This is a genomic window from Nonomuraea sp. NPDC050394, assembly GCF_044459065.1.
Taxonomy (GTDB): Bacteria; Actinomycetota; Actinomycetes; order Streptosporangiales; family Streptosporangiaceae; genus Nonomuraea.
Genome location: NZ_JBITIO010000014.1, coordinates 175005 through 199512 on the forward strand (window position 1 = coordinate 175005; position 24508 = coordinate 199512).

Below are 24508 nucleotides of genomic sequence, written 5' to 3' on the forward strand. Positions count from 1 at the left end.
TTTCCTGATCTACGGCAAGTGCCCCCGGGGAGCCCAGCGTGCTGATTAGCATCGCCGCCATGACGTTGACCACCGCGACACGCCGCATTCCACCCCATACGGAAACCACACTTATTACCCTTCCGTCCTCGACGCAGGTTCTCTACTTTCGCGCGCTCTTGCGGAGGCAGACCAAGGAGGCACTACTGCGGATCAGCAGAGAAAGTGAGCTCCGATATCAGCTGGCCTCGCTGAGGCGCGATCAGCGCCGCCAGTACGGCGGATCGCCCTGACGAATCCTGCCAGCGCGGAACACGTGGAGAACCGGCCGAAAGCATATCCAGATCAAAAACATCTTCAGTTCCCGGCGATGCGCCACACATATCCAGAAATGCCCACATATCGACGGCAGCGGGTGACGGCGGTGCCCTGCCCCCGTACATGAGCCTTTACACCGGGCTCGGGAGGGCACCGCGTGCCGCTATTCAGACCGGCCAAGCTATCGAGCCGCTCGCGCCCATTCCACTACGCGTCGTCGCCGTGTCCCGTCCTTGAAGCCGCCGCCCTGCCCCCAGGCACGCCCCGCCGCACGGGGCTCCACCTCGCGGACTCCGCCTCCCGGCGTGACCCTGCCACGTGGCCCTGCCGGAGGCCCACACCGTGCGGATGGCCTGACAGCGCGGCACAGCCGCGCCGGGGGCACGATCCGGGCTACCGGACCTCGCGGTGAGCCGGGCTCGCCGCGTGACCCTGCCGGGTACCCCGCCGTGTGCCGGCGGCCAGGCGGTGTGAGTGGCCGAGCGGCGCGGGTGGGCGGGCGCGGTTCAGGGGTTGGGGGCTGGGGGTTGTCTGGTGGCGTAGTCGTGGCGCCACTGTTCGGCGGCTTCGATCATGGCCTGGCCGACGTGGCCGAAGAACTGGCCTATGTCCTGGAGGCGGGTGCCGGCCGGGGTGGTGTCGCCCAGGACCTGGGCGCCGTCCCTGGCGATGTCGGCCAGCAGCATGTTCTGGCGGGCGCTGGCCGTCCAGCCGCGGAACCAGGCGTCGGCGTCGATGACGTAGCGGTCGCGCCGCCGGCGGGGGTCGCGTTCGCGGCGGATGAGCTCCTGCTGCTCCAGTTCGCCGACGGCCTTGGAGATGGACGCCGGGCTCACCTGGAGGCGCTGGACCAGTTCCGCGGCGGTCAGGCTGCCGTCGTCGGTTGTGTACAGGCAGGTCAGCACCCTGGCGGTCATCCGGGGCAGGCCCGTGGCGACCATGATGCCGGTGAACTGCTCCTCCAGGTCATGGACGGCCCGGGGGTCGCGGCCGAGGGTGGCCCCGTCCTCCACGCGCGTGGGCGGGGGTGGGGTCGGCTTGCTGCGGCGGGCCCGGCCCTGGGTGGCCCGCTGGGCCTGGGCCGCCCGATAGCCGGACGGGCCGCCGTTGCGGGCCACCTCCCTGGTGACGGTGGAGATGGGGCGGTCCAGCAGACCCGCGATCTCCGTGTAGGTGTGCCCCTTCGCCAGGCCGTCGGCGATCGTCTGCCGGTCCTCCTGGGTCAGCCTGCCTCCGGGCATCGGTACCGCCTTTCGTGTCGTGTCCGCCTGGCGTCCCCCATTCTTGCGTTCGACTCCACTCCATTGCAAGTCTGCTCGTGCTGCCTCTTGCATTTAGCTCCACTTTCATTGCAAGACTTCATGCCATTGACCTGCGTTTTCACGGGATCGAGCAATCCATGCGTTGACGAATTATCAAACGCAAGATAGCTTTCAGTTGTTCGCGAAATAGTGAACGACAGTGAACGGAGCCCCTCATGACTTCCCTCCTCGCCCCCGTGCGCACCTGGCACCGTCCGTTGATGGTGTGCGCGGCGCTCATGCTGGGCCTGATGCTGGTCGCCGGCGTCGGGCTCGTGGTGGACGACCGGACCCTGCTGAACGAGTCGGTATGGATCAAGCCGCTCAAGTTCGGCTTCGCCTTCGCCCTGTACGCCCTCACGCTGGCCTGGCTGTCCACCAAGCTGACCAGGGGCAGGCGGCTCGGCCGGTGGCTGGGCAACGTGTTCGCGGTGACCGTGGTCGTGGAGGTCGGCGCCATCACGGTCCAGGCGGCACGCGGCACCTTCAGCCACTTCAACGCCGACATGACCGACCCGGTCACCGTGGCGCTCGTGCCGATCCTCACCTACGGCGTCATGATCATTCTGATCGCGCAGCTGATCCTCGGGGTCGTCGTGCTGATCCAGCGCACCGGCGGCGCGGCGCTGAACCGGGCCATCCGCACCGGGCTGGCGCTGGCCACCTTCGGCATGGTCCTGCCCATCTACTGGCTGCTCGCCCAGATCACCCCCCGTACGGTCACCGACGCCAACGGCAGGCAGGTGCCCATGTACCAGGGCCACGGCATCGGCGACCCCGACGGCAACGGCATGTTCCTCACCGGCTGGAGCGTGACCGGCGGCGACTTCCGGGTGCCCCACTTCTTCGCCCTGCACGGCATCCAGGTGCTCCTCCTGCTCGCCGCCGCGCTGGCCGCGCTGGCCGCCAAGCGCGCCTGGCTGCGCCCCGAGAAGGTCCGCGCCCGGCTCGTCGGCAGCGCCGCCCTCGGCTACACGGGGCTGGTCGCGGTCGTGACCTGGCAGGCGCTGCGCGGCCAGTCCCTGATCCACCCGGACGCCGCCACCCTCCTCGCCCTGGCCGCGGTGCTGCTGATCACCTCGCTGGCCGCCGCGGGGTCGGTCGTGGCCGGCAGGCGGGCGGCGGCCGTACCGGCTGAGATGCCCGCACCGCACCACATCGCGCGCTGACGCAGACCCACCAAAGAGCTGGAACAGACCACCAGAGAAACGCTCGAAAGGACACCGACATGACGATCTTCAAGGCCGGACTGCTTCTCTCCGCCGTGGTGATGACCGCGACCGCGCTCGCGGCGCCGGCTGAGGCCGCCCACGACCGCGCCGGCGTGCGGCGCTCGCTTGAGCGGGCCGTCGAGAGTGGTGCGCCCGGCATGGTCGCCGAGATCCGCGATCACCGCGGACGCTGGTTCGGCTCGGCGGGCGTGGCCGACCTCAAGACCGGTGAGGAGCGCCGCTCCGGCGAGCGGTTCCGGATCGGGAGCACGACCAAGACGTTCACCGCGCTGCTGGTCCTGCAACTCGTCGCCGAGGGCCGGTTGAGCCTCGACGACAGCGTGGACACGTGGCTGCCCGGCCTGGTGCGGGGCGACGGTTACGACGGGCGCCAGATCACGATCCGGCAGTTGCTCAACCACACCAGCGGAATCTTCAACTACGGCAATGACGCGGAGCTGATGAAGAAGGCCGTGGGCGCCGCCTGGTACGAGCACCGCTTCGACACCTACACGCCCGCGGAGCTGGTGAAGATCGGCCTGTCCAACCCGCCCTACTTCGCCCCCGGCGCCGGGTTCGGCTACTCCAACACCAACTACTACCTGGCCGCGATGATCATCGAGAGGATCACCGGCCGGAGCTACGGCGACGAGCTTGAGCGCCGCATCCTGCGCCCGCTGGGGATGTCACACACGTACCTGCCCGGCCGCGACACGAAGATCCGCGGCGAGCACCCCGTCCACCACTCCACGCTGTTCTCCATGGACGCCGACCCCGAGATCCACGACGCCACCGAGATGAACCAGTCCTTCGCCTGGGCCGCGGGCGGCATGGTCTCCACCACGGGCGACCTGCAGCGCTTCTTCGGCAAGCTGCTGGCGGGCAAGCTGCTGCCCGCCGCGCAGCAGCGCGAGATGTTCACCACCGTGGCGACCCAGGGCGGGCCGCCGTGGATCCCCCACACCCGCTACGGGCTGGGCGTCTTCTCCCAGGAACTGCCGGGTGGCGTCACGCTCTGGGGGAACGGCGGCGCCGCCTACGGCTCCTGGACCTTCGCCATGGGCACCCGCGACGGCAGCCGCCTGCTCACCACCCAGATCAACGGCGACTGGAGCGGCCTGGCCCCCTTCGACGACCTGTTCGCCGCCGAGTTCAGCTGACCCGCTTCCTGTCCCGGGGTACGGCGAACGCCCCCGCCAGAGCGACCACCGCCGCACCCGCCCCGAGCACGAAGGCCAGGCCGAAGCCCGCTTCGGCGGGTATGCCGGTCGCGGGGTCGAGGCGGGCGGCCAGGATCGACAGCCCGGCCTGGCTGCCCAGCGTCTCCCCCAGCGTCCTGGCCAGGGTGCTGATGCCGGTGGACACCCCGGTCTCGCCCGGGGCGACCGCCCGGACGATCAGGCTGGTCATGGCGGTGAACGCGAGCCCGTACCCGACTCCCATGACCGCACTTGCGGCCATGAGCTGCCAGGGCTCGCGGTGCCACAGGGCCAGCGCGGCGACGGACAGCGCCATGACGAGAGCACCACCGATGATCACGGCTCGGGGCGGCAGGACCCGCTCCAGCGCCCCGGCGGCCGGGCCGGCGACGAGGAACGCCAGCGCGGTGGGCAGCAGGTACAGGCCGGCCTGGGCGGTCGTGCCGCCGAAGCCGTACCCCGTCTCGGTGGGCAGTGTCACCAGCTGGGGAACCACGACGAAGACCACCACGCTGGAGAAGCCGACCGCCAGGGCGATCAGCGACGGCGCCAGCACCACCCGGCGGCGCAGCAGCGCCATGTCGACGAACGGCCGGGGGTGGCGGGACTCGTACCGGATCCATCCGGCTGCGCCGGCCACGGCGAACGCGAGCAGCGGTGTGACGCGCCAGGACAGCCAGCCGTCGTCGGCGGCGTAGGTGACCGACAGCAGCAGCGCCACGACCGAGGCGGCGAACAGCAGCACCCCGCCGACGTCGAGCGCGCCGCCAAGGCGGAGGTCGGAGCCGGGGATGACCAGCCGCGCGGCCACCGTGGCGACGAGCATCGCCGCCCCGGCGCCGAGCAGCCAGCGGTGCGAGAAGGCGTCGGCCAGGGCGCCGCCGACCAGGTAGCCGATGAGGCCGCCCGCGGTGGCCACGCCGCCGATCGTGCCGATGGCGACGCCGACGGAGCGCGACGGCAGCACCTCACGGGCCAGCCCGTACGCCAGCGGGTAGATCCCGGCTCCCACACCCAGCAGGAGCTGACCGGCGATCATCACCGGCAGGCCGGGGGCCAGGCCCGACACCAGGGCCCCCGCGGCCATGATGGCGAAGGTCCAGGTGACCACGCGCCGCTTGCCGTACATGTCGCCCAGACGCCCGGCGACCGGGGTGGCGATCGAGGCGGCGAGGAGGAAGCCGGTGAACAGCCACGCGGCGGCGGACGGCGAGGCGCCGAGATCGGCCTGGAAGCGTACGAGGCCGGGCACGATGGCCGAGCCGAGCGTCGTGTAGATCAGTACCCCGGCCAGCAGAACGAGTAGCGTCGGCATGCGAAGGCCTCCTGTATGAACGTTTATGCACTACGATGAAGAGGTCACCCAGAAATCTGAGGAGAGTCCGTGCCGCCTCGCTCGCGCGCCACCGTCGCGACGCCCGCCAAGAAGCCGCCGGCGGAGCGCATCCTGGCCGCCGCGGAGGAACTGTTCTTCACCCAGGGCTTCAAGGGCACGAGCGTCAGGGACATCACGGCGGCGAGCGGCCTGACGCCCGCCGCGCTCTACAACCACTTCCCCTCCAAGGAAGAGGTCCTGTTCACGCTGGTCAGCCGGGCGACGGACGAGGGTGAGCGGATGCTCAACGACGCGGTCGCCAACGCGGCAGCCGACCCGGAGAGCCAGCTGAGGGCACTGGCGTACGCCTCGGCCCTCTTCCACGCCCGCCACCGCGCCTCGGCCATGATCGCCACGTTCGAGTACGTCCATCTGCCCGAGGCACAGCGGGCGGTCATCGTCGAGCGCCGCCGCGGCCTGCGGACCCGGCTGGAGCGCACGCTGGAGCACGGCGTGCGGTCGGGGGTCTTCGAGCTGCCCGCCATGCGCGGTGACGCGACGAAGCTCACCGCCACGGCGATCGTCAACCTGGTCCTGCGGGCGACCGAGTTCTTCGGCCCGTTCCCGGCGGTCAAGGACGAGGAGCTGGCCGGGCTCCACGCCGACCTGGCCTGCCGGATGGTGCTGGCGCGCTAGGCGCGTACCCAGCCGCCGTCGACGAAGAGGGCCTGGCCCGTCACGTAACGGGCCTCGTCCGAGGCCAGCCAGCAGACCGCGTTCGCGATCTCCTCCGGCCGGCCCATCCTGGCGATCGGCTGGGTGGCCGTCTGTTTGGCGGCGATCTCCCGCAGGTTGCCGTGGTCGGCCATCTCGGTGTCGACGAAGCCGGGGCAGACGGCGTTCGCGCGGATGCCGCTGCGGCCAAGTTCGACGGCGAGCGCCCTGGTCAGCGAGAGCAGGCCGCCCTTGGAGGCGTCGTAGGCGATCTGCCCGAAGAAGCCGATCACGGCCACGGAGCAGATGTTGACGATCGCGCCCGTGCCCGAGCGCGCGAGGTGGTCGAGCGCCGCCTGGCTGAGCACGAACGGGGCGCGCAGGTTGACCGCGAGCACCCGGTCCCAGTCCTCCAGCGTGTAGTCGCGGATCTTGGCACGGGCGCCGGTGGCGGCGTTGTTGACCAGGATGTCGAGGCCGCCGAGGCGTTCGGCCGCCTGCGCGACGACGGCCTTGGCCGCACCGGCGTCGGAGACGTCTGCCTCCTGGACGATCCCCTTCCCGCCGTCGCGCTCGATCCGCGCGAGCGTCGCCCGCGCGCCCTCGGCGTCGAGGTCGCACAGGGCGACCCGCGCGCCTTCCGCCGCCATCCGGGTGGCGATGGCGGCGCCGATGCCGCGGGCCGCTCCCGTGATCAATGCGGTACGGCCGGCCAGCGTTCCCGTCATGCCCCGCCTCCTTCCGTGATCGGTGTCTCCAGGTGGCGCAGCCGCCATCGGGTCTGCCCGCGGCGCCGGTAGTCGGTGGTGAACCAGCGCGGCACGTTGTGGGTGGCGCCGCCGTCCACGAGGTGCGCGACGCCGGTGACGTAGGAGCTGTCGTCCCCGGCGAGGAACGCGACCATCGCGGCCACGTCCTCGGGGCGCCCGACCCGGCCGAGCGGCGTCTGCGACTCGATGAGCCGGTCCATGCCCTGCTCCAGCAGATCCTTGGTCATCGCGGTGGCCGTGACCCCCGGCATCACCGCGTTGACCCGCACGTCGTGGGCGCCGAGTTCGGCGGCCATGACCTGGACCAGCATGTTGAGCGCGGCCTTGGTGGCGCAGTAGGCGGAGAACAGGGCGGCGGGGGCGACCGCGCCGTTGGAGGAGTTGACGATGATCGATCCGCCGCGGCCGCCGTCGGCCATGTGCCTGGCGGCGGTCTGGCACACCAGGAAGGTGCCGGTCAGGTTGACGGCGACGTGCCGGTTCCAGGTGTCCAGCGGCAGGTCGAGGAAGGCGTCGAGGCGGCCCCAGCCGGCGTTGGCGAAGCAGATGTCGAGCCTGCCGTGCGCTTCCACCGTCTCGGTGAAGGCGTCCTCGACCTGCTCGGGGTCGGTCTGGTCCATCTTGACCGCTCGCACGTCGAGGCCCTCGCCGCGCAGGCCGGCCGCCACGCGTTCCGCGGCCGCGCCGTCCCGGTCGGCGACGACGACCGCGGCTCCTTGCCCGGCGAGCTTGCGCGCTGTGGCGGCGCCGATCCCGCCGGCGCCGCCGGTGATCAGCGCGACCCGGTCGCGCAGTGGGGTGTGCATAAAGGTCTCCATGAATAATCGTTCATACTTGTTTGAGGCGGGTGCGGCGGACCTTGAACCCGGCGGCCTCGCGGTCCCAGGTGTCGGGCGTGACGCCCTCGCGGCGCAGGCGCCGCTTCTCGATCTTGCTGGTGGGGGTCTTGGGCAGTTCGCCCAGCACGCGCACGTACCGGGGCACCATGAAGTGCGGGAGCCGTTCCACGAGAAACTCCAGGAGGTCGCGCGGGTCGAGACGCGCGCCGTCCACGGGTGCCACGGCCGCGAGCACGTCGTCCTCCCCGTCCCCGCTGGGCACCGCGACGGCCGCGGCCTCCCGGACCGCCGGATGGCGCAGGATCTCCGCCTCGACCTCGCTGGAGGAGATGTTCTCCCCGCGCCGCCTGATCGCGTCCTTGATCCGGTCGACGAAGAAGTAGTCGCCGTGCTCGTCCCTGCGGAAGGCGTCGCCGGTGTGGAACCAGCCGTTGCGCCAGGCCGCCGCCGTCGCCTCGGGGGCGCCGAGATAGCCGCTGGTCATCGCCCAGGGCAGATCGGTGCGGATGACGAGCTCGCCGATCTCGCCCAGCGGGACCTCCTGGTCGTGGGCGTCGACCACGCGTACCTGGACGCCCGGCCGCGGGCGGCCGCAGCTGCCCGGCGTGGCCGGGTTGAGTTCGGAGACGAGCGGCACGCTCACCTCGGTCATGTTGAACACCGTGAGGATGTCGCAGCCGAAGCGGCGGGCGAACTCCCCCGCGTTGTCCGTGAGCGGGACCAGGTAGACCAGCCGGAGCGAGGTGTCGCGCTCGCCCGGCCGGGGCGGCTGCTTGAGCAGGAACGTCGCCATGACGCCGAGAAGCGTGCAGCAGGTGGCGCCGGTGCGCTCGATGACGTCCCAGAACGAGCTCGTGTCGAAGGACTCGACCAGCACCACGGACGCGCCCACGACCAGCGCGCCCGCGATGTCCTGCAGCCCGCCGCCGTGGAAGATCGGCAGGCTGGTGAGGCAGCGGTCGTCGGCCGACAGGTGCTCCTCGACGGCGGTGACGGTGGCCCACAGGTGCACGTAGGAGGAGATCACGCCCTTGGAGGGTCCGGTGGTGCCCGAAGTGAAGATCACCGCGTACGGATCCCAGGGCTGGGCCGGGCACGCGTCCTCCACGGTCCCGGCGGCTTCCGGGTGCAGTACGGCGGCGCCGTGCGCGCCGACCCCCGGCAGCGGCGCGCACGGGCCGCCGGCCACGACGACGTGCTCCACCCCGGGCAGGTCAAGGCCGGTCAGCCGGTCTGCCAGGTCCGCGTGCACGACGACGACCTTCGGCCGTACGAGCGTGAGCACGTGCGCCAGGATGTCGCCGCGGTAGGCGGTGTTGACGGGGACGAACACGGCGCCGAGCTGGTTGGCGCCGAACCACACGCGCAGGATCTCCGGGCCGTTGGGCAGCCACACGAGGACGTGGTCGCCCGCGTCCACTCCCAGGGAGCGCAGGCCGCTCGCGGCGGAGAGCGTCTCGTCCCAGGCGTTGCCGTAGGTCCACGCCGTCCCGTCGGCGAAGGCGACGAAGGGCCGGTCGGGATCCTGGCGTGCCCGATCCCGCAGAAGCAGCGGAAGCACGCACTGTTCGCGGGGTGGGAGCTTCGCTGTCATCGCTCTCCCTGAACGGTGGCAAATGTATGAACGTTTGTATAGCATGCTGCCATTCAGACAGACAATACCTGGCCAAATAACCCTCAGATAGTCATGTACGATCGTTCATATTGAGGAGTCCCGGATGATCGAGAAGACCGCTGACGCCGTCGTGGTCGGCGGCGGCCTGTCCGGCCTCACCGCCGCCTACCGGCTGGCCCGCGGCGGCGTGGACACGGTCGTCCTGGAAGCGGGCGGGCGCGTCGGCGGCCGCGTGTGGAACCTCCCCCTCACCGGTGGCAAGGCCACCGAGGCCGGCGCCATGTACGTGTGCGCGAGCCAGCGGGAGATCCTCACCCTCGCGGCCGAACTGGGCGTTGAGCTCTTCCCCTCCTTCAAGGACGGCATCAGCGTCGCCCACCTGGGCGGGCGCCGCTTCGAGTACGCGGACGGCCTGCCCGACCTGCCCCGTGACGCGGTTCGCGAGTACGCCGGCGCGCTCAAGGCCATGGAGCGCACCGGCCACGACGACCCCCGGCTCGACACCCTCGACCTCGCCGCCTGGCGGGACGAGCAGATCCACGACCCGCTGGCCAGGCAGTTGTTCGACTGTTCTGTCTCCGCGTGGTTCGCCGCGCCGCCGGACGAGATCTCCTTCGCCTACGCGCTGCACGCCATCGCCACCTGCGGCGGGATCCGGCCGATGCTGCGCGACCAGGACGCCGTGCTGAGGTTCGCCGCCGGGTCGCAGGCGCTGCCCGACGCGCTGGCGGCGTACCTGGGCGAGCGGGTGTGTCTCGGCGAGCCGGTCCGCGAGGTCGAGCGGGACGGGCGCGGCATCGTGGTCGGCACGCCCGGCCTGCGCGTGCGGGCCCGCCGGGTGATCATGGCGATCGGGCCGGCCGCGACCGGTCCCGTCTCCTTCCGTCCCGGGCTGCCGCGCGCGCGGGCGGCGCTGGCCGGCGGCTGGGTGCGGGGGCCGCTCATCAAGACCAACGTGGTCTACGACGAGCCGTTCTGGCGGGACCGCGGGTTCTCGGGCTCCGGGTTCACCGATCTGGGCGCGGTGCCCGGCTTCCTGGACGCCTCGCCGCCGGACGGCTCGCCTGGGGTGCTCGCGCTCACCGCGTTCACCTTTTCCGAGCGGCACTTCCGCGGCAACCCGCCGGCCTTCTCCACCGACCATCAGGTACGGCGCGCCGCCACCCTGGAAGCCCTGGCCGCCTGCCTGGGTCCCGGGGCGGCCCGCCCGGTGGCGTACCTGGAGACCGACTGGCGGCGGCAGCCGTACGTCTTCGGCTGTCAGGGCGGCCTGCGGCCCGGCGCGCTCACCGCGGCGGGACCCGCGCCGCACGCGCCCGCGGACGGCCTGCACTGGGCCGGGACGGAGAGCGCCGACCGGTGGACGGGCTGGATGAACGGCGCGGTCCAGGCGGGCGAGCGCTGCGCCCGCGAGGTACTCGACCGGCTCTGAGGAGAGATCATGACCGAGGTCCTGCCGTTCGGCGACGACCCGTCGGGCTACCGCGAGGTGCCCTTCGCCAGGAACCTCGCGGTGTCCTTCCCCATGGACACCGCGGGTTTCCTGCGCTTTTCCGAGGAGGGGCACCTGCGCGACTGGACGCTCACCTACGACGAGACGCTGTATGTCATCGAGGGTGAGCTGACCGTGACCGAGGGCGGGCGGGCCGTGCGGGTCGCCGCCGGGTCCGCCTGCTTCATCGGCGCGGGCTCGACGGTCGACTATCAGGCGACCGCCGGAACCCGGGCCTTCTTCGTCATCCGACCCTGAGTCACCCGACCCTGAGTCACCCGTCCGCGGCCGTGAGGCGCTCCCGCCTGACCCGGATGCCGGCCGCCTCGCGGTCCCAGGTGTCGGCGGTGATCCCGGCGGCGCGCAGCAGGTGCTTGCGCACCTTGTTCGTCGGCGTCTTGGGCAGCTCGGCCACGACGCGGACATAGCGCGGCACCATGTAGTGCGGCATGTGCTCCACGCAGAAGGCCACGAACCCGGCGGGATCGACGGTCTGGCCGGGGATCGGCGCCACGACCACGAGCACCTCGTCCTCGCCGTGCTCGCTCGGCACGGCGACGGCGGCCACCTCCCTGACTCCGGGGTACGCGGCGGCGCCGGTCTCCAGCTCGAAGGAGGAGATGTTCTCGCCCCGGCGGCGGATGGCGTCCTTGACCCGGTCGACGAAGAAGTACTCGCCGTCCGGCTCACGGCGGAAGGCGTCACCGGTGTGGAACCAGCCGTTGCGCCAGGCCGCCGCGCTCGCCTCCGGCATCGCGTGGTAACCGTGGTTCATGGCCCAGGGCGCGGCCGTTCTGACGATCATCTCGCCGGTCTCGCCGTCGGGCACCTCCCGGTCGTGCGCGTCCACCAGCCGCACCTCGGCGCCGGGGCGGACCCGGCCGCAGGCCCCCGCCCTGTCCGGGTTGCGCTCCGACAGCAGCGGCGTGCTGACCTCGGTCATGTTGAACAGCGTGTAGACGTCGACGCCGAAGCGCCGGGCGAAGGCCCGGGCGTTCTCCCCGAGCGGCACCATGCAGACGGTGCGCAGCGGGTGGTCCCGGTCGTCCGGTCCCGGCTCGCGTGCGGCCAGGAACGACGTCATGGCACCCAGCAGCGTGCAGGCGGTGGTGCCGGTACGGCGGACCAGTTCCCAGAACGAGCGGGTGTCGAAGCCGTCCACCACCGCCACCGAGGCGCCGACGTACAGGGCCAGGGCGACGCCGATCGTGCCGCCGCCGTGGAAGAGCGGTAGCTGGACCAGATACCGATCGCCCGCGCCGATGACGCCGGCCGAGGCGGCCACCGCCGTCGTCCACAGGTGCGCGTACGAGCACAGCACGCCTTTGCTCGCCCCCGTCGTGCCGGAGGTGTAGAGCACGCCGTAGGTGTCCCAGGGCCGGGGCGTGTGCGTCGATACCCGGCGCGGTGCGGCCGGGAGGTCACCGACCGGCACCGTGTCGAGGCCGGTGACCTCGGGCGCGGCGTGGCCTGGGACCAGCACGGTACGCAGCGCCGCCGTCTCCACCGAGGCCAGCCTGGGCGCGAGGGTGGGATGGACGACCGCCAGCCGGGCGCCGGAGTTGGCCAGCACGTGCTCCAGGAACCTGCCGCGCAGGGCGGTGTTGACCGGTACGTACACGGCGCCGAGCTCGTTGAGCCCGAACCAGGTGCGCAGGGCGTCCGGCCCGTTGGGCAGCCAGGACACGACGAGGTCGCCGGGCCGTACACCGTGCTCGTGCAGGATCTCGGCCATGGCCAGGGTCTCGTGGAGTACCCGCGCGCCCGTCCACTCCTCGCCGTCCTGGAAGACGGCGAAGACCTCGCCGGGACGCTCCTCGGCGCGGCGGCGCAGTACCAGGGGCACCACGCACTCCGCGGCCTCGGGGGTCGTGGTGAAGGCGGTGCTCATGCCGCCGTCCCCAGCACGCGGGCGGCGTTGGCGTACAGCCAGCGGCGCACGGTGCCCTCGTCGAGCGGCAGCGCGCGTACCTCGTCGGCCAGTTCGCCCGCCGACATCTCGTGCACCCAGCCGACGCTGCCGAACAGGACCTTGTTCCTGATCGTGGCCCGGCCGTGGGCCAGCAGCGGCTCCCAGCCAGAGCCCGCGGCCGCCATGTGCAGCGGCCGGTGGGTGGAGAACTCCAGGTAGACGTTGGGATGGCGCTGGCAGAGCGCCACCATCTCCATCATCCACGGCCAGCCGCCGTGACCGGCGACGATCACCAGGTCCGGGTGGGCCCGCGCGATCGCGTCCAGTTGCCGCCACGCGCAGTGGTCCACGGGCACCCGGGGCGAGAGGTTGTGCCCGGCGTGGATCCAGACCGGCACGCCCAGGCGCTCGGCCTCGGCGTAGACCGCCCGGCTGGCGGCGGAGAGCGGGTCGGCGACGTCGGTGAAGTGCGTCACCGACACCCCGCCCATGCCGAGGTCGCCCACGCACCTGCGCATCTCCTTGAGTGCCGCCTGCTCGTCGCGCAGGCTCAGCCCCGCCCAGGCGCGCAGCCGGTCCGGGTGGCGGCGGGCGAAGTCGGCCGCCCGGTCGTTGAGCAGCCCGCCCGAGCGCAGCGGCGTCATGCCGCCGTGGATCACCTGCAGCGCCACCCCACCGGCGGCCAGCTCCTCCACGTACCGGTCGATGTCCACGTCCAGCCGGCCCGTGGACAGAAGGAGCCGCACCACCTCCTCCGGTCCGCGCTCCAGCGCCTTCTGGTACGCCGCGTGCTCGACCCCCGCCAGGCCGCAGAAGCGGCGCCCGAACAGCCGCAGGTAGTTGGGGCAGTCGGCGGCGAACCAGCTCAGGTACGACTCCCACGACTCGGCGTCGAGCACGACCCCTGCCATGTCGATGACCGCGTCGCCGCTCACCGGGAAGGCCCTTCGAGGATGGTGATGAGGCAGACGCATTCGCCGGGATCGCCGCCGATGTTCTGGGTGAGCGCGAGCGTGCGCCCGTTGTCGATCTGCCGTTCCCCGGCCTCGCCGCGCAGTTGCAGCCAGCTCTCGAAGATCATCCTGATGCCGGAGGCGCCGAGCGGGTGCCCGAACGCCTTCAGCCCGCCATCCGGGTTGACCGGCAGCGCGCCGTCGCGGTCGAAGACCCCGCCCACCATGTCCTTCCAGGCGGTGCCGCGGGCGGAGAAGCCCAGGTCCTCCATCAGGACGATCTCGGTGATGGTGAAGCAGTCGTGCACCTCGGCGAAGGACAGCTCCGCCCGCGGGTCGCCGATGCCCGCCTGCGCGTACGCGCTGCGCGCGGCGGCCACCGCCTCGGGGAAGGAGGAGAAGTCGTGGCCGGGGTCCATGGCGCCGGTACCCGGGCCGGCCGCCAGGGCCAGCGCCTTCACCAGGACGGGCTTGTCCGTGTAGCGGCGCGCGTCCTCGGTTCTGGTGATCACGACGGCGGCCGCGCCGTCGGCCAGCCCGCCGCAGTCGAGCAGGCTAAGCTTCCCGGCCAGCAGCGGCTGCCGGTCGATCACCTCCTTGGGGATCTCCCGCTGGAAGTAGGCGCGGGGGTTGAGCGCGCCGTTGCGGTGGTTCTTCCACGCGACGTGGGTCATGGCCGCGCGCAGGTCGGCGTCGGCCACGCCGTGGCGCTGCGCGTAGCCGCTGGCCAGGTAGCCGAAGGTGCCGGGGGGCGTGTGCGGCACCGCCGTACCGTCGTCGAAGAACTCGAAGAACGGGATGCCGGCCTGTCCCGAGTCCATGACCTTCTCCACGCCGATCGCCATGACCACGTCGTACGCGCCGGCGGCCACGGCATAGCAGGCGTTGCGGAACGCGTCGGCGCCGGTGGCGCAGAAGTTCTCGACCCGGGTGACGGGCTTGTTGTCCAGCTTGAGCGGCTTGGACAGCGCGGTGCCCGCGTGCCCGGAGCCGAACGTGCCCAGCCAGAACGCGTCCACGTCGGCCAGGTCGATGCCCGCCGACGCGGCGGCCTCGTTGGCTGCGGCGATGAGCAGGTCGTCGGCCCCGGCGTCGCGGCGCTCGCCGAAACGCGTGCATCCGGCACCCACCACGGCCACTCTGCCGTTGATTCCCCTGTCGGCCATCAGTACTGCTCCCCTCGTTCCGGGCGGGCCTTCCAGTAGTAGTTGTGCACGCCGTCGCGGCTGTGTGTCCTGCGTACGGCCATGCGCACCCGCAGCCCGGCCCGCGCGCCGTCCGGCACCGTGTCGGTGAACTCGCACTGCAGCCGGCCGCCGCCGTCGAAGTCGACGGTTCCGTAGATCAGCGGCGGGTTCGGCGACCAGGCCAGCCGGTCCACGGTGGCGATCGAGACGGTGGCGGGCATGCCGGCCACCGGGTCGGGCCGCATCTGGTCGAGCGCGCGGCAGACGCCGCACACGCGCTGGGGCGGCAGGTGGCGGGTGTCGCAGGCGACGCAGCGCGAGCCGACGAGGCCGAGCTTCCACGCGCCGATCCGCCGGGCGGCGGGCGCGGCGAGTTGTGGCGGCAGCGGGCGGCGCATGGGCTCGCGCGGCAGGAATCCGCGCCAGGTGACGTAGGTGGCGTAGCTCAGGTCGTCGCTGGAGTGCTCGATCTGGGCGGCGGTCGGCCAGGCGCTGCGCCGTTCGGCGAGCAGGTCGGTGGTGCGGAACAGGAGCGCGTCGGCGCCTTCCGTCAGGACGACGAGCGCGATCACCTCACCCGGTCCCGCCCGGTCCAGGATCGTGGCCAGTCGCAGCGCCGGGTGCGCGGTGCCGGTCTCACCGACCGAGTCGAGCAGGTCGTCGGCCGCCGCGTGCTCCTCGACGCCGGCCGCGGCACGGACCGCGGCGGCGATCCGCCTGCTCGCGCCGGTGACGACGAGGTGGTCGACGTCGGCCGCGGTCAGACCGGCGGACTTCAGCGCCTCCTCCAGCGCCAGCCGTCCGGCGGGCACGTGGACCTCCTCGACGAAGCGGTCCTCCCAGTGGCGGGAGTGCCGCTCGCCGGGCTCGCGCCAGCGGCTCAGGAACTCCTCCGTTCTGGCCGCGTCGCCGATCCACTCCGCCACGACCTCTCCGCCGGTGCCCACGACGAGCGCCGCGGCGCCGTCGCCGCCGTCACGTTCGTCGGCGCCGCCGGGCAGGCCGGCGCGGATGTCGGACAGGACGACGAGGGTGGGCGGGCCCGCGTGCAGTCCGGCCCGCAGGGCGCCCACGCCGGAGCGCACCGCGCCGCCCATGTCGACCGCGGGCACGGACGGGTCGAGCGACAGCACCGCGTGTACGGCGGCGGCGTTGGACCTGTCCAGATAGACCGGGTCCGCGGTGGCGAAGTAGAGGCCCCGCACCTCCTCCGGTCCCGGCAGGCCGCGCAACGCCACCCTGGCCGCCTCGGCGCCCATGGTGGTGGTGTCCTCGTCGTAGGAGGCGACCGTCCTGGAGCCGGTCGCCGGCCTGGTGCCGAGCGCCTCCCCGATGCGCGAGCGGCGGATCCGGTGCGCAGGGAGGTAGCCCCCGTACGCCATGATTCCAGCCAAGATTGAACTCCTTGCTCTATGAACGTTCATTCATATTAGGCATCCGGAGCCGGGATGGCCAGGGGCAGGCCGAGAAGAGCCGCCGCGTTGTCGTGCAGCCAGGCTCGCTCGTGCCGTTCCTCCAGCCCCAGCCCGCGCACGGCGGCGATCGAGCGCTCCTGGGTGGAGGCGTGCGTCCACGCCGCGCTGCCGAACACCACCCGGCGGCGCAGCGCCCCCCGAAGATGGAACAGCAGCGGCTCCCACCCGGAGCCGGGGACCGCCATCGCCCTCGGGTCGTGCCCCGAGGTGTCGAGATAGACGTTGGGCTGGCGCATCATCACCGCCACCAGCTCTCCCACGTACGGCCAGCCGCCGTGCCCGGCCACGACCGGCATCCCCGGATAGCGCCCGGCGACCAGGTCAAGCTCGGCCGGGGTGGTCATCGGGCTGGAGCGCGACAGGTTCAGCCCGCAGTGCAGCCACAGCGGCAGCCCCAGGCCGGCGACGTGCCGGTAGACCAGGTGGCTCGCGGGGTCGTCGGCGGGCACGCCCGCGGCGAAGGGCAGCATGACCACCCCGCGCATGCCGAGTGCCACACACCGGTCGATCTCGGCCACCGCCGCCGCGGGGTCGCGCGCGTCGACGCCGCACCAGCCGCTCAGCAGGTCCGGATGCCGGGCGGCGCGCGCGGCCACCCGGTCGTTCACGCTCTCGCCGCCGGGCAGGCGGTAGTGGGAGCCGTGCAGCACCTGGTGGCGGACGCCGGCGGCGCGCAGCCGTTCCACGTGGGCGCCGGGTTCGACGGCCAGCCCGCCGGCCAGCGCGGCGAGGGCCCGCCCGGGATCGTGGGCGAGGTGGTCGCGTACGCGCGCGGGGTCGAGGCCCGCCACCACGCTCATGGCGCCGGCCAGGAACTCCAGGAAGTGCGGCGCGTCCGCCGACAGCCCGCGCAGCAGCGCCAGCCATGAGCCGGAGTCGTGGACGCCGTCACAGATGTCGATGACGGACTGTTCTGCATGAACACTCATTCATATGATGGTGGCAGAAAGGGGCCGACATGGACAGACGGATCTCGGGACGGCTCGTGCACGCCTGCCTCGCCGGCGCCCGCCGCCGCGGCCTCGACGTCGGCCGGGCGCTCGCCCGCTCGGACATCGAGCCGGAGGCCCGCACGGTGACCACGCGGCAGTACACCCGCCTGGTCCGGCACCTCTGGACCGCCCTCGACGACGAACTGCTCGGGTTCGGCCCGGCCCCGAGCCGGCTCGGCACCTTCGCGACCATGGCGGCGCTCGCCGTGCACGGCCACGACCTGCGCACCGCGCTGCTGCGTGGGGCCGCCTTCTACGACCTGTTCGCCATCGGGGTGACGGTCAGGCTGGTGGAAAGCGGGCGGGAGGCGCGGCTGGAGTTCACGCTGACCGGGTTCCCCCAGCCCGCCGATCACCTGGTCGAGCTGGTGCTGGGGGCGTGGCACCGGTTCGCCAGCTGGCTGGTCGGGGGTGGGCTGGAGCTGCGGCGGGCGGAGTTTCCGCACGGGCGGCCGCCGTACGTGCTGGAGTACGACGCGCTCTACGGGTGCGGGTGCCTGTTCGGGCGGGCGCGGCCCGCGATCGGGTTCGACCGGGCGGCGCTCGACCGGCCGGTGCTGCGCGACGAGGCGGCGCTGACGCCGTTCCTGCGGCGCTACCCGGCCGAGCTGGTCGAGCGCGGGGACTACTCGGGCGACGTCGCCGGGCAGGTCAGGCGGATACTCGCCGAGGGCGGGCCCGACCTGGCCTCGGCCGCCGCCCGGCTGTCCGTCAGCCCCGCCGGCCTACGGCACCGCCTGCGCGCCGAGGGCACCTCCTACCAGCGCGTACGCGACCGGTTCAGGCGGGACGCCGCGGTGTCCGCGCTGGCCCGCGGCGACCTGTCCATTGAGGAGTTGAGCAGGCGGCTCGGGTTCTCGGAGCCCAGCGCGTTCCACCGCGCGTTCAAACGCTGGACCGGCACGACCCCGCGCGCCTACCGCCCATGACAAGCGGGGGACGCCAGGGTCAGGCAGCACGGACGGCACGGTCATTGGCCGGTTACGCCGCCGTTCCTACCGTCGGGACCGTGGAAGCCCTCATCTTCGACGCCGTGCGCACGCCGCGCGGCCTCAGCAAACGCGGCGCGCTGCGCGGCATCCGGCCCGTCGACCTCGCCGCGCAGGTCCTGCGCGCCCTGGCCGACCGCAACCACCTGGACGGCCCGCAGGTCGACGACGTCATCCTCGGCTGTGTCAGCCCCGTCGGCGAGCAGGGCAGCGACATCGCCCGCATCGCCGCCCTCGTGGCCGGGCTCGACCTGGACACTCCCGGCGTGCAGGTCGACCGGTTCTGCGGCTCGGGCCTGGAGGCGGTGAACCTGGCGGCCATGAAGATCCGGTCAGGGTTCGAGGACCTGGTGGTGGCGGGCGGCGTGGAGTCGATGTCCCGCGTGCCGATGGGCTCGACCGGCGGCGCCTGGATGGACGATCCGGAGACGGCGCTGCGTACCGGGTACGTGCCGCAGGGCGTGGCCATCGACCTGCTGGCGACTCTGGAGGGCTACACCCGCGAGGAGGTGGACGCCTACGCGCTGTCGTCGCAGCGCCGTGCCACGCGGGCCAGGGACAAGGGGTACTTCGACCGCTCACTCGTCCCGGTGACCGGTCCTGACGGCCTCGCCGTACTGGATCATGACGACGCGATCAGACCCCAGACCACGATGGAGGGGCTGGCCGGGCTGTCGCCGAGCTTCGCCCTGGCGGGCGAGACGTTCGACGCGGTCGCCATCGGCCGCTACCCGCAGGTCGAGCGGGTCGAGCACATCCACACCGCGGGCAACTCCTCCCAGATCGTGGACGGCGCCGCAGCCATGCTGATCGGCGGCGCGGCCGCGGGCGAACGGCTGGGCCTGACGCCACGCGCCAGGATCGTCGCGACCGCCGTGGTCGGCACCGAGCCGACGCTGATGTTCACCGGCCCGGTCCCCGCCACCCGAAAGGCGCTGGCCAGGGCCGGCCTCACGCTCGACGACATCGACCTCTTCGAGGTCAACGAGGCGTTCGCGGCCGTGGTGCTCAAGTACGCCCGCGACCTCGGCCTGTCCCCCGACCGGATCAACGTCAACGGCGGCGCGATCGCGCTCGGGCACCCGCTCGGCGCCACCGGCTGCATCATCCTCGGCACCCTGCTGGACGAGCTGGAGCGCCGGAACCTGCGGCGCGGCCTGGCCACCCTGTGTGTGGGCGCCGGCATGGGCATCGCCACGATCATCGAGAGGGACGTGTGATGGCGATCGGCTACCACCGCGACGACGACGGCATCGTCACGCTCACGCTCGACCGGCACGACCGGCCGGTCAACACGCTCGACGCCGCCTTCGGCACCGCCCTGGCCGCGGCGCTCGACCGCCTGGAGTCGGAGCGCGAGCACGTCACCGGCGTGATCGTCGTCTCGGCCAAGGCGACCTTCGCCGTCGGCGCCGACCTCGACCAGGTCTACGCCCTCACCCCCGCGGACGCGGCCGGGTTCGCCGGGCAGCTCGACCGCACCAAGGACGCCTTCCGCAGGCTGGAGCGCCTCGGCCGGCCCGTGGTGGCCGTGATCGGCGGCACCGCGCTCGGCGGCGGGCTCGAACTGGCCCTCGCCTGCCACCACCGCCTCTGCGCCGACGACCCGGCGATCCGCCTCGGCCTGCCCGAGGTCACGTTCGGGCTGCTGCCCGGCGGTGGCGGGGTGGTGCGGACCGTCCGCCTGCTGGGCCCCGCCGCCGCCCTGCCCCTGCTCATGGAGGGAGAACGGCTGCCGCCCCGCCGGGCGCTCGACGCCGGGCTCGTGGACCGGCTCGTCCCGGCCCGCGAACTGATCGGAGAGGCCCGCGCGTGGATCGCCGCCCACCCCGATGCCACACAACCGTGGGACGACCCGGCGCCCGCCGCTCCCCCGCGCTTCTTCGAGACCGCCGCCGCCCGCCTGTACGCCAGGACCCACGGCACCCTGCCCGCCCAGGAGCGGATCCTCGCCTGCGTGGCGGAGGCCGTCCGGGTGGACGTCGACACCGCCCTGCGCACCGAGACCCGGCATCTGGTCGCACTCGCCACCGGCCAGGTGGCCAAGAACATGATCGGCTGTCACTGGTACGCCCGCAACGAGGTCACCAGGCGGGCCAGGTCCACCGGCGGGGTTCGGCGACTCGGCGTGATCGGCGCCGGGATGATGGGCGCCGGGATCGCGGCGGTCGCCGCCGCGGCGGGCATCGAGGTGGTACTCACCGACGTGAGCGCGGAGGCGACCGAGCGCGGGCACGACGAGGTCGTGCGCCGGCTGAGGCGGCAGGTCGCCCAGGGCAGGATGAGCGCCGCCGCCTGCGGCGTGGCCGTCGACCACCTCGCCGGACCCGGCACCGCGATCGCCGGGTGCGATCTCGTGGTCGAGGCCGTCTTCGAGGACCGCGCGCTCAAGCGCCGCGTGCTGGCCGGCGCCGAGGACGGCACCGCCGTGCTCGCCTCCAACACCTCCACGCTGCCGATCACCGGGCTGGCCGAGGGGCTGCGGGCCCCCGGTGACCTGGTGGGTCTGCACTTCATCTCGCCCGTGGAGCGCGTACCGCTGCTGGAGGTCGTGCGCGGCGAACGCACCGGGGACGCCGCGCTCGCGCTGGCCTTCGCCTTCGCCCGGCAGATCGGCAAGACGCCGATCCTCGTCAACGACGGTCCCGGCTTCTACACCTCGCGGGTCTTCGTCTCCTACACCGCCGAGGGCGCGGCCATGCTCACGGAGGGCGTACCGGCGGCGCTCGTGGAGAACGCCGCCCGCGGGGCGGGCATGGCCGTGGGCCCGCTGGCCGTCAGCGACGAGGTCGCCCTGGCCACCATGCTCAGGGTGCGCCGCCAGAACGAGGCGGACGCGGCGGCCGACGGCCGCGAGCTGGGCCACGCCACCGCCTACGGCGTCTTCTCCTGGATGGTCGAGGAGATGAACCGGCCTGGGCGGGCAGGGGGCGGCGGCTTCTACGACTACCCAGAGCGGGCCCGCAAGCGCCTGTGGCCGGGGCTGGCCGGGCGCTTCGGCGGCGACCGGCCCATCCCCGAGCGGGACGTGCGCGAGCGGCTGCTGTTCGCCCAGGCACTGGAGAGCGTGCGCGCCCTGGAGGACGGGATCCTGACCTCCACCGCCGACGCGAACGTCGGCAGCGTGCTCGGCCTCGCCTTCGCGCCGTGGTCGGGCGGCACACTCCAGTACGTCAACCAGTACGGCCTGCGCGCCTTCACCGAGCGCGCCGACCGGCTGGCCGACGCCTATGGCGAGCACCTGCGCCCGCCGTCCCTGCTACGGGGCCGGATCGAGCCCTTCTGACAGGACCGGCAGCTCCAGCCGCGACGGATACAGCACGCTGTGGTGGACGGTCTGGTGGGCGACCACCCCGGCGGCGTCGGTGCCGACCGGCTCGCCGGTGTTCATGTTGCGGTCGTAGGCGGGGAAGTCGCTGCTGGTGATCTCCAGGCGGACGCGGTGCCCGGCCGGGAAGCGCCACGCGGTGTGGCCGAGGCCAATGGTGTACTCCTCGACCGTTCCCGGCTCCAGGAGTTGCTCGGCGTCCGGTCCGTGCCGGTGGCGGGCGCGCTGCACGCCGCCGGCCGCGGCCAGAGCGCGGCCGTCGGGGAAGACGTCGACGAGCTTGGCGGCGAAGTCGGTGTCGCGGGCCGACGACGCCGCGAACAGCCGTACCGCCACCTGGCCCACCACGTCGAGCGGTTCGTCCAGGACGGGCGAGGTGTAGCACAGCACGTCGGGGCGCTCCTCCAGCCGGGAGCGGTCGAGCGGGCCCGGCACCAGCCGGCCCAGGTTGACCACCCGGCCGCCGCGGGTGGGGACGGGGTCGTCCGGGTCGTAGGCGTAGTGGTCGGGGTGCTCGTCGGCCGGAGGCCGCGTGCCCAGGCGGCCGTCGTCCCCCAGGTACAGCGTCCTGAGCTCGCCCGGCGGCGGCCACCGGTCCGCCTCGCGCCACTCGTCGGCGCCCATGAGGAAGTACCGCACGGCGGGCGCCGCGGACGGAGTGCCCCGCACGTGTTCGTCGAAGAAGGCCAGGTGCTGGGCGGACAGGCCGAGCACCGTGGCGTCGCCGCGGGCGGAGAAGCTGACCTCGCCCTGGCAGTAGCCGAGCCTGCCGTCGTGCGACCAGGGGCCCACGATGAGCCGGTGCCGGTCGCCGTGGATCGCGCGCAGGCGCAGGAAGCTCTCGATGGTGGAGTCGCAGTGGTTGTCGAACCAGCCGGTGACGCTCAGGGCGGGCACCTCGACGGCTTCGTAGGCGAACGACTCGGTGATGCCAGGCGTGCCGTACGCCAGCATCTTCCCCACGTCGAGCGGGAAGCCGGGCACCGCGGCGAACTGCGGCAGGTCCTTCAGCGGCAGCGTGCGCAGGGCGGCGGCCGGGTCGGTGGCGAGCTCCCACAGTTCGTAGGCGGCGCCGGGGTCGGCGGGACGCCCGGCGGCCCGCTCGCGCTCCAGCCAGTCCATGGCCATGAACGCCAGCCACGCCATGACCTCGTTGACGCGCATGACGCCGCCGGCGGCGCGGTCGAGTTCGGCGCTGCTGGTCATCCCGGGCGCGATCGCGCGCAGGTGCGGCGGGCGTTCGGCGGCGCCGAGCAGTTGCACGATCCCGAGGTAGGAGGCCCCGGCCATGACGACGTTGCCGTCGCACCACGGCTGCGCCGCGGCCCATTCCACGCTGTCGTGGGTGTCGCGGGCCTCCTGCTCGGCCATGAAGATCGTCCACTCGCCGTCGGAGCCCGCGCGGCCGCGCGTGTCCTGCACGACGCAGGCGTAGTCGCCCTGCACGCATTCGAGCGGGCGCAGGAAGTCGTTGTTGGTCCCCGTCCGTCCGTACGGCGTGCGGATCAGCACGGCGGGGCGGCGGCGCCCGTCGTCCGGCGTCCAGACGTCGCCGCGCAGCACGACGCCGTCGCGCATGGGCATCTCCGCGTCGCGCACGATCGTGATGGGGGCCTTCACAGCACGGCCTTGTAGACGGCCTCGACCAGCGACCTGACCCGGAAGTCGCCGCCTTCCAGCAGCTCGGAGCCGCGGTTGGGCACGTAGCCGAACCCCAGCCCGCGTTCGGGGTCGGCGAAGGCGAACGAGCCGGTGGCTCCGCTGCCGCCGAACATGCCCTTGAGGTGCTCGGGCGCGGGCCAGAAGGGCCCTCCCGGGACGAGGAAGCCGAGCCCCCAGGCGGTGCGGACCTTGAGGAGCTCGTCGATGCCGTCCGACTGCGGGGTGCGGATCTTGTCGACCAGCCAGGGCGAGAAGAGCCGGACGCCGTCGACCTCGCCGATCATGGCGGCGAAGTAGCGGGCCAGGGAGTGGGCGGAGGCGACGCCGTCCATGGAGGGGCTCTCGACCTGGTAGGTGCGGGGGTTGTTGGAGTCGTCCCACTGCTGGGTGACGCTGCCGTAGAAGGCGCGGTAGCTCAGGGTGTCCGGGTCGCCCAGCGCCTGGACGAAGTCCGCCATCTCCGGCACCTGCATGCCGAGCTGGACGGACTGCTCGTCCGGGAGGACCATCTTGGCCAGCCGGGGCAGCGCGGCGTCGGGCACGCGTACGTAGCAGTCGAGGCTGAGCGGGCCGGTGATCTCCGCTTCGAGGAACGCGCTCAGCGTCATCCCGGTCACGCGGCGGACGATCTCCCCGGTGAGGTGGCCGATGGTGACGCCGTGGTAACCGTGCCGGATGCCGGGCGGCCATTCCGGGGCGGCCGCGGCGAGGGTCTCGGTGATCGGGGTCCAGTCGCGCAGGTCCTCCCAGGTGACCGGGCGCATGTGCATGCTGGGCAGTCCGGCGCGGTGGGCGAGCAGGGTGCGGACGGTGATGCCGCTCTTGCCGTTCTGGGCGAACTCGGGCCAGTAGCGGGCCACCGGCGCCTCCAGGTCCACCTCTCCGCGCTCGACCAGCCGCAGCAGCGCGCCCGACGCGAACGTCTTGCAGGTGGAGGCGATGGCGGCCAGCGTGTCGCGGTTCCAGGGGCGGTGAGTGTCGGGGTCGGCCTCGCCGCCCCACAGGTCCACGACGGGGCGGCCGTGCCGGTAGACGGTGAACCCTGCGCCGACCTCGCCGCTGTCGGTGAAGTTGCGCTCGAACGCCTCGCGGACGGCCTCGAAGCCGGGGGCGACGGTGCCTTGGACATGGGTCATGACAGATTCCCTCCCCATCTCTACCGACCGGTCGGTCGATACAAGGACCATATCGACCGACCGGTCGGGCGGCAACCGTCGGGGTGTCGGAAGCCTGGGGCGTGCTTGGGGGCGGGCGCCC

At 72.6% G+C, this 24508-nt stretch carries 21 protein-coding genes; 9 read left to right on the top strand and 12 right to left on the bottom strand.

The window, feature by feature from the left end; genetic code table 11:
• Positions 1 to 38 precede the first annotated feature (38 nt).
• Positions 39 to 272: a hypothetical protein gene (locus ACIBKY_RS41265; RefSeq protein ID WP_397105772.1), complete on the top strand. Its 234-nt coding sequence runs from the start codon at positions 39 to 41 to the stop codon at positions 270 to 272.
• 531 nt (positions 273 to 803) lie between these two features.
• On the opposite strand, the gene ACIBKY_RS41270 is transcribed toward ACIBKY_RS41265, so the two are convergent.
• Complete coding sequence (locus ACIBKY_RS41270; protein WP_397105774.1) at positions 804 to 1538, bottom strand: MarR family transcriptional regulator; 735 nt, start codon at positions 1536 to 1538, stop codon at positions 804 to 806.
• A gap of 236 nt (positions 1539 to 1774) precedes the next feature.
• Between ACIBKY_RS41270 and ACIBKY_RS41275 the strand changes: the two genes are divergently transcribed.
• Together ACIBKY_RS41275 and ACIBKY_RS41280 are read left to right on the top strand one after the other, a co-directional pair.
• Positions 1775 to 2767 (top strand): hypothetical protein, encoded by a 993-nt coding sequence (locus tag ACIBKY_RS41275; RefSeq protein ID WP_397105776.1) that lies wholly within the window; start codon positions 1775 to 1777, stop codon positions 2765 to 2767.
• 59 nt (positions 2768 to 2826) lie between these two features.
• Positions 2827 to 3969, top strand: a complete 1143-nt coding sequence (locus ACIBKY_RS41280) for a serine hydrolase domain-containing protein (RefSeq protein WP_397105778.1) — start codon at positions 2827 to 2829, stop codon at positions 3967 to 3969.
• On the opposite strand, the gene ACIBKY_RS41285 is transcribed toward ACIBKY_RS41280, so the two are convergent.
• Positions 3962 to 5323, bottom strand: coding sequence for an MFS transporter (locus ACIBKY_RS41285; RefSeq protein ID WP_397105780.1), 1362 nt, complete (start codon positions 5321 to 5323; stop codon positions 3962 to 3964). The two genes, ACIBKY_RS41280 and ACIBKY_RS41285, sit on opposite strands and share 8 nt — an antisense overlap.
• A 69-nt stretch (positions 5324 to 5392) precedes the next feature.
• Between ACIBKY_RS41285 and ACIBKY_RS41290 the strand changes: the two genes are divergently transcribed.
• The gene (locus ACIBKY_RS41290; protein WP_397105782.1) at positions 5393 to 6019 is read left to right on the top strand and encodes a TetR/AcrR family transcriptional regulator; all 627 of its coding nucleotides are present in this window, start codon (positions 5393 to 5395) and stop codon (positions 6017 to 6019) included.
• Here ACIBKY_RS41290 and ACIBKY_RS41295 read toward each other — a convergent pair.
• The 3 genes from ACIBKY_RS41295 to ACIBKY_RS41305 are packed head-to-tail and all read right to left on the bottom strand — an operon-like array spanning position 6016 to position 9240.
• On the bottom strand, positions 6016 to 6765 hold the full coding sequence (locus tag ACIBKY_RS41295) for an SDR family NAD(P)-dependent oxidoreductase (RefSeq protein WP_397105784.1): 750 nt from the start codon (positions 6763 to 6765) through the stop codon (positions 6016 to 6018). The genes ACIBKY_RS41290 and ACIBKY_RS41295 overlap by 4 nt on opposite strands.
• Positions 6762 to 7613, bottom strand: coding sequence for an SDR family NAD(P)-dependent oxidoreductase (locus ACIBKY_RS41300; protein WP_397105786.1), 852 nt, complete (start codon positions 7611 to 7613; stop codon positions 6762 to 6764). Before ACIBKY_RS41300 ends, ACIBKY_RS41295 begins: the two co-directional genes overlap by 4 nt.
• A 22-nt stretch (positions 7614 to 7635) precedes the next feature.
• Entirely contained in the window at positions 7636 to 9240 is a 1605-nt protein-coding gene (locus tag ACIBKY_RS41305) for an AMP-binding protein (protein ID WP_397105788.1), read from the bottom strand.
• A gap of 124 nt (positions 9241 to 9364) precedes the next feature.
• Here ACIBKY_RS41305 and ACIBKY_RS41310 point away from each other — a divergent pair, with 124 nt between their 5' ends.
• Both ACIBKY_RS41310 and ACIBKY_RS41315 read left to right on the top strand, forming a co-directional pair.
• A complete protein-coding gene (locus tag ACIBKY_RS41310) occupies positions 9365 to 10693 on the top strand; it encodes a flavin monoamine oxidase family protein (protein ID WP_397105790.1) in 1329 nt (442 codons plus the stop codon).
• A gap of 9 nt (positions 10694 to 10702) precedes the next feature.
• A complete protein-coding gene (locus tag ACIBKY_RS41315) occupies positions 10703 to 11011 on the top strand; it encodes a cupin domain-containing protein (RefSeq protein WP_397105792.1) in 309 nt (102 codons plus the stop codon).
• A 16-nt stretch (positions 11012 to 11027) separates the two neighbouring features.
• On the opposite strand, the gene ACIBKY_RS41320 is transcribed toward ACIBKY_RS41315, so the two are convergent.
• The 5 genes from ACIBKY_RS41320 to ACIBKY_RS41340 are packed head-to-tail and all read right to left on the bottom strand — an operon-like array spanning position 11028 to position 17209.
• Complete coding sequence (locus ACIBKY_RS41320; protein ID WP_397105794.1) at positions 11028 to 12644, bottom strand: AMP-binding protein; 1617 nt, start codon at positions 12642 to 12644, stop codon at positions 11028 to 11030.
• On the bottom strand, positions 12641 to 13600 hold the full coding sequence (locus ACIBKY_RS41325) for an amidohydrolase family protein (RefSeq protein WP_397105796.1): 960 nt from the start codon (positions 13598 to 13600) through the stop codon (positions 12641 to 12643). Before ACIBKY_RS41325 ends, ACIBKY_RS41320 begins: the two co-directional genes overlap by 4 nt.
• On the bottom strand, positions 13597 to 14784 hold the full coding sequence (locus tag ACIBKY_RS41330) for an acetyl-CoA acetyltransferase (protein WP_397105797.1): 1188 nt from the start codon (positions 14782 to 14784) through the stop codon (positions 13597 to 13599). Before ACIBKY_RS41330 ends, ACIBKY_RS41325 begins: the two co-directional genes overlap by 4 nt.
• The gene (locus ACIBKY_RS41335) at positions 14784 to 16199 is read right to left on the bottom strand and encodes a 3-oxoacyl-[acyl-carrier-protein] synthase III C-terminal domain-containing protein (protein WP_397105798.1); all 1416 of its coding nucleotides are present in this window, start codon (positions 16197 to 16199) and stop codon (positions 14784 to 14786) included. Before ACIBKY_RS41335 ends, ACIBKY_RS41330 begins: the two co-directional genes overlap by 1 nt.
• Before the next feature lie 35 nt (positions 16200 to 16234).
• A complete protein-coding gene (locus ACIBKY_RS41340) occupies positions 16235 to 17209 on the bottom strand; it encodes an amidohydrolase family protein (protein WP_397105799.1) in 975 nt (324 codons plus the stop codon).
• Between the two features lie 29 nt (positions 17210 to 17238).
• Here ACIBKY_RS41340 and ACIBKY_RS41345 point away from each other — a divergent pair, with 29 nt between their 5' ends.
• The 3 genes from ACIBKY_RS41345 (at position 17239) to ACIBKY_RS41355 (ending at position 21547) form a co-directional block, all read left to right on the top strand.
• The gene (locus tag ACIBKY_RS41345; protein ID WP_397105801.1) at positions 17239 to 18201 is read left to right on the top strand and encodes an AraC family transcriptional regulator; all 963 of its coding nucleotides are present in this window, start codon (positions 17239 to 17241) and stop codon (positions 18199 to 18201) included.
• Positions 18202 to 18281: 80 nt separating this feature from the next.
• Positions 18282 to 19481 (top strand): acetyl-CoA C-acetyltransferase, encoded by a 1200-nt coding sequence (locus ACIBKY_RS41350; protein WP_397105803.1) that lies wholly within the window; start codon positions 18282 to 18284, stop codon positions 19479 to 19481.
• Positions 19481 to 21547, top strand: coding sequence for a 3-hydroxyacyl-CoA dehydrogenase NAD-binding domain-containing protein (locus ACIBKY_RS41355; protein WP_397105805.1), 2067 nt, complete (start codon positions 19481 to 19483; stop codon positions 21545 to 21547). Before ACIBKY_RS41350 ends, ACIBKY_RS41355 begins: the two co-directional genes overlap by 1 nt.
• Here the strand turns inward: ACIBKY_RS41355 and ACIBKY_RS41360 are convergent.
• Entirely contained in the window at positions 21521 to 23209 is a 1689-nt protein-coding gene (locus ACIBKY_RS41360) for a CocE/NonD family hydrolase (RefSeq protein WP_397105807.1), read from the bottom strand. The two genes, ACIBKY_RS41355 and ACIBKY_RS41360, sit on opposite strands and share 27 nt — an antisense overlap.
• Entirely contained in the window at positions 23206 to 24387 is a 1182-nt protein-coding gene (locus ACIBKY_RS41365) for a serine hydrolase domain-containing protein (RefSeq protein ID WP_397105808.1), read from the bottom strand. The genes ACIBKY_RS41360 and ACIBKY_RS41365 overlap by 4 nt, the downstream gene beginning before the upstream one ends.
• Positions 24388 to 24508 lie beyond the last annotated feature (121 nt).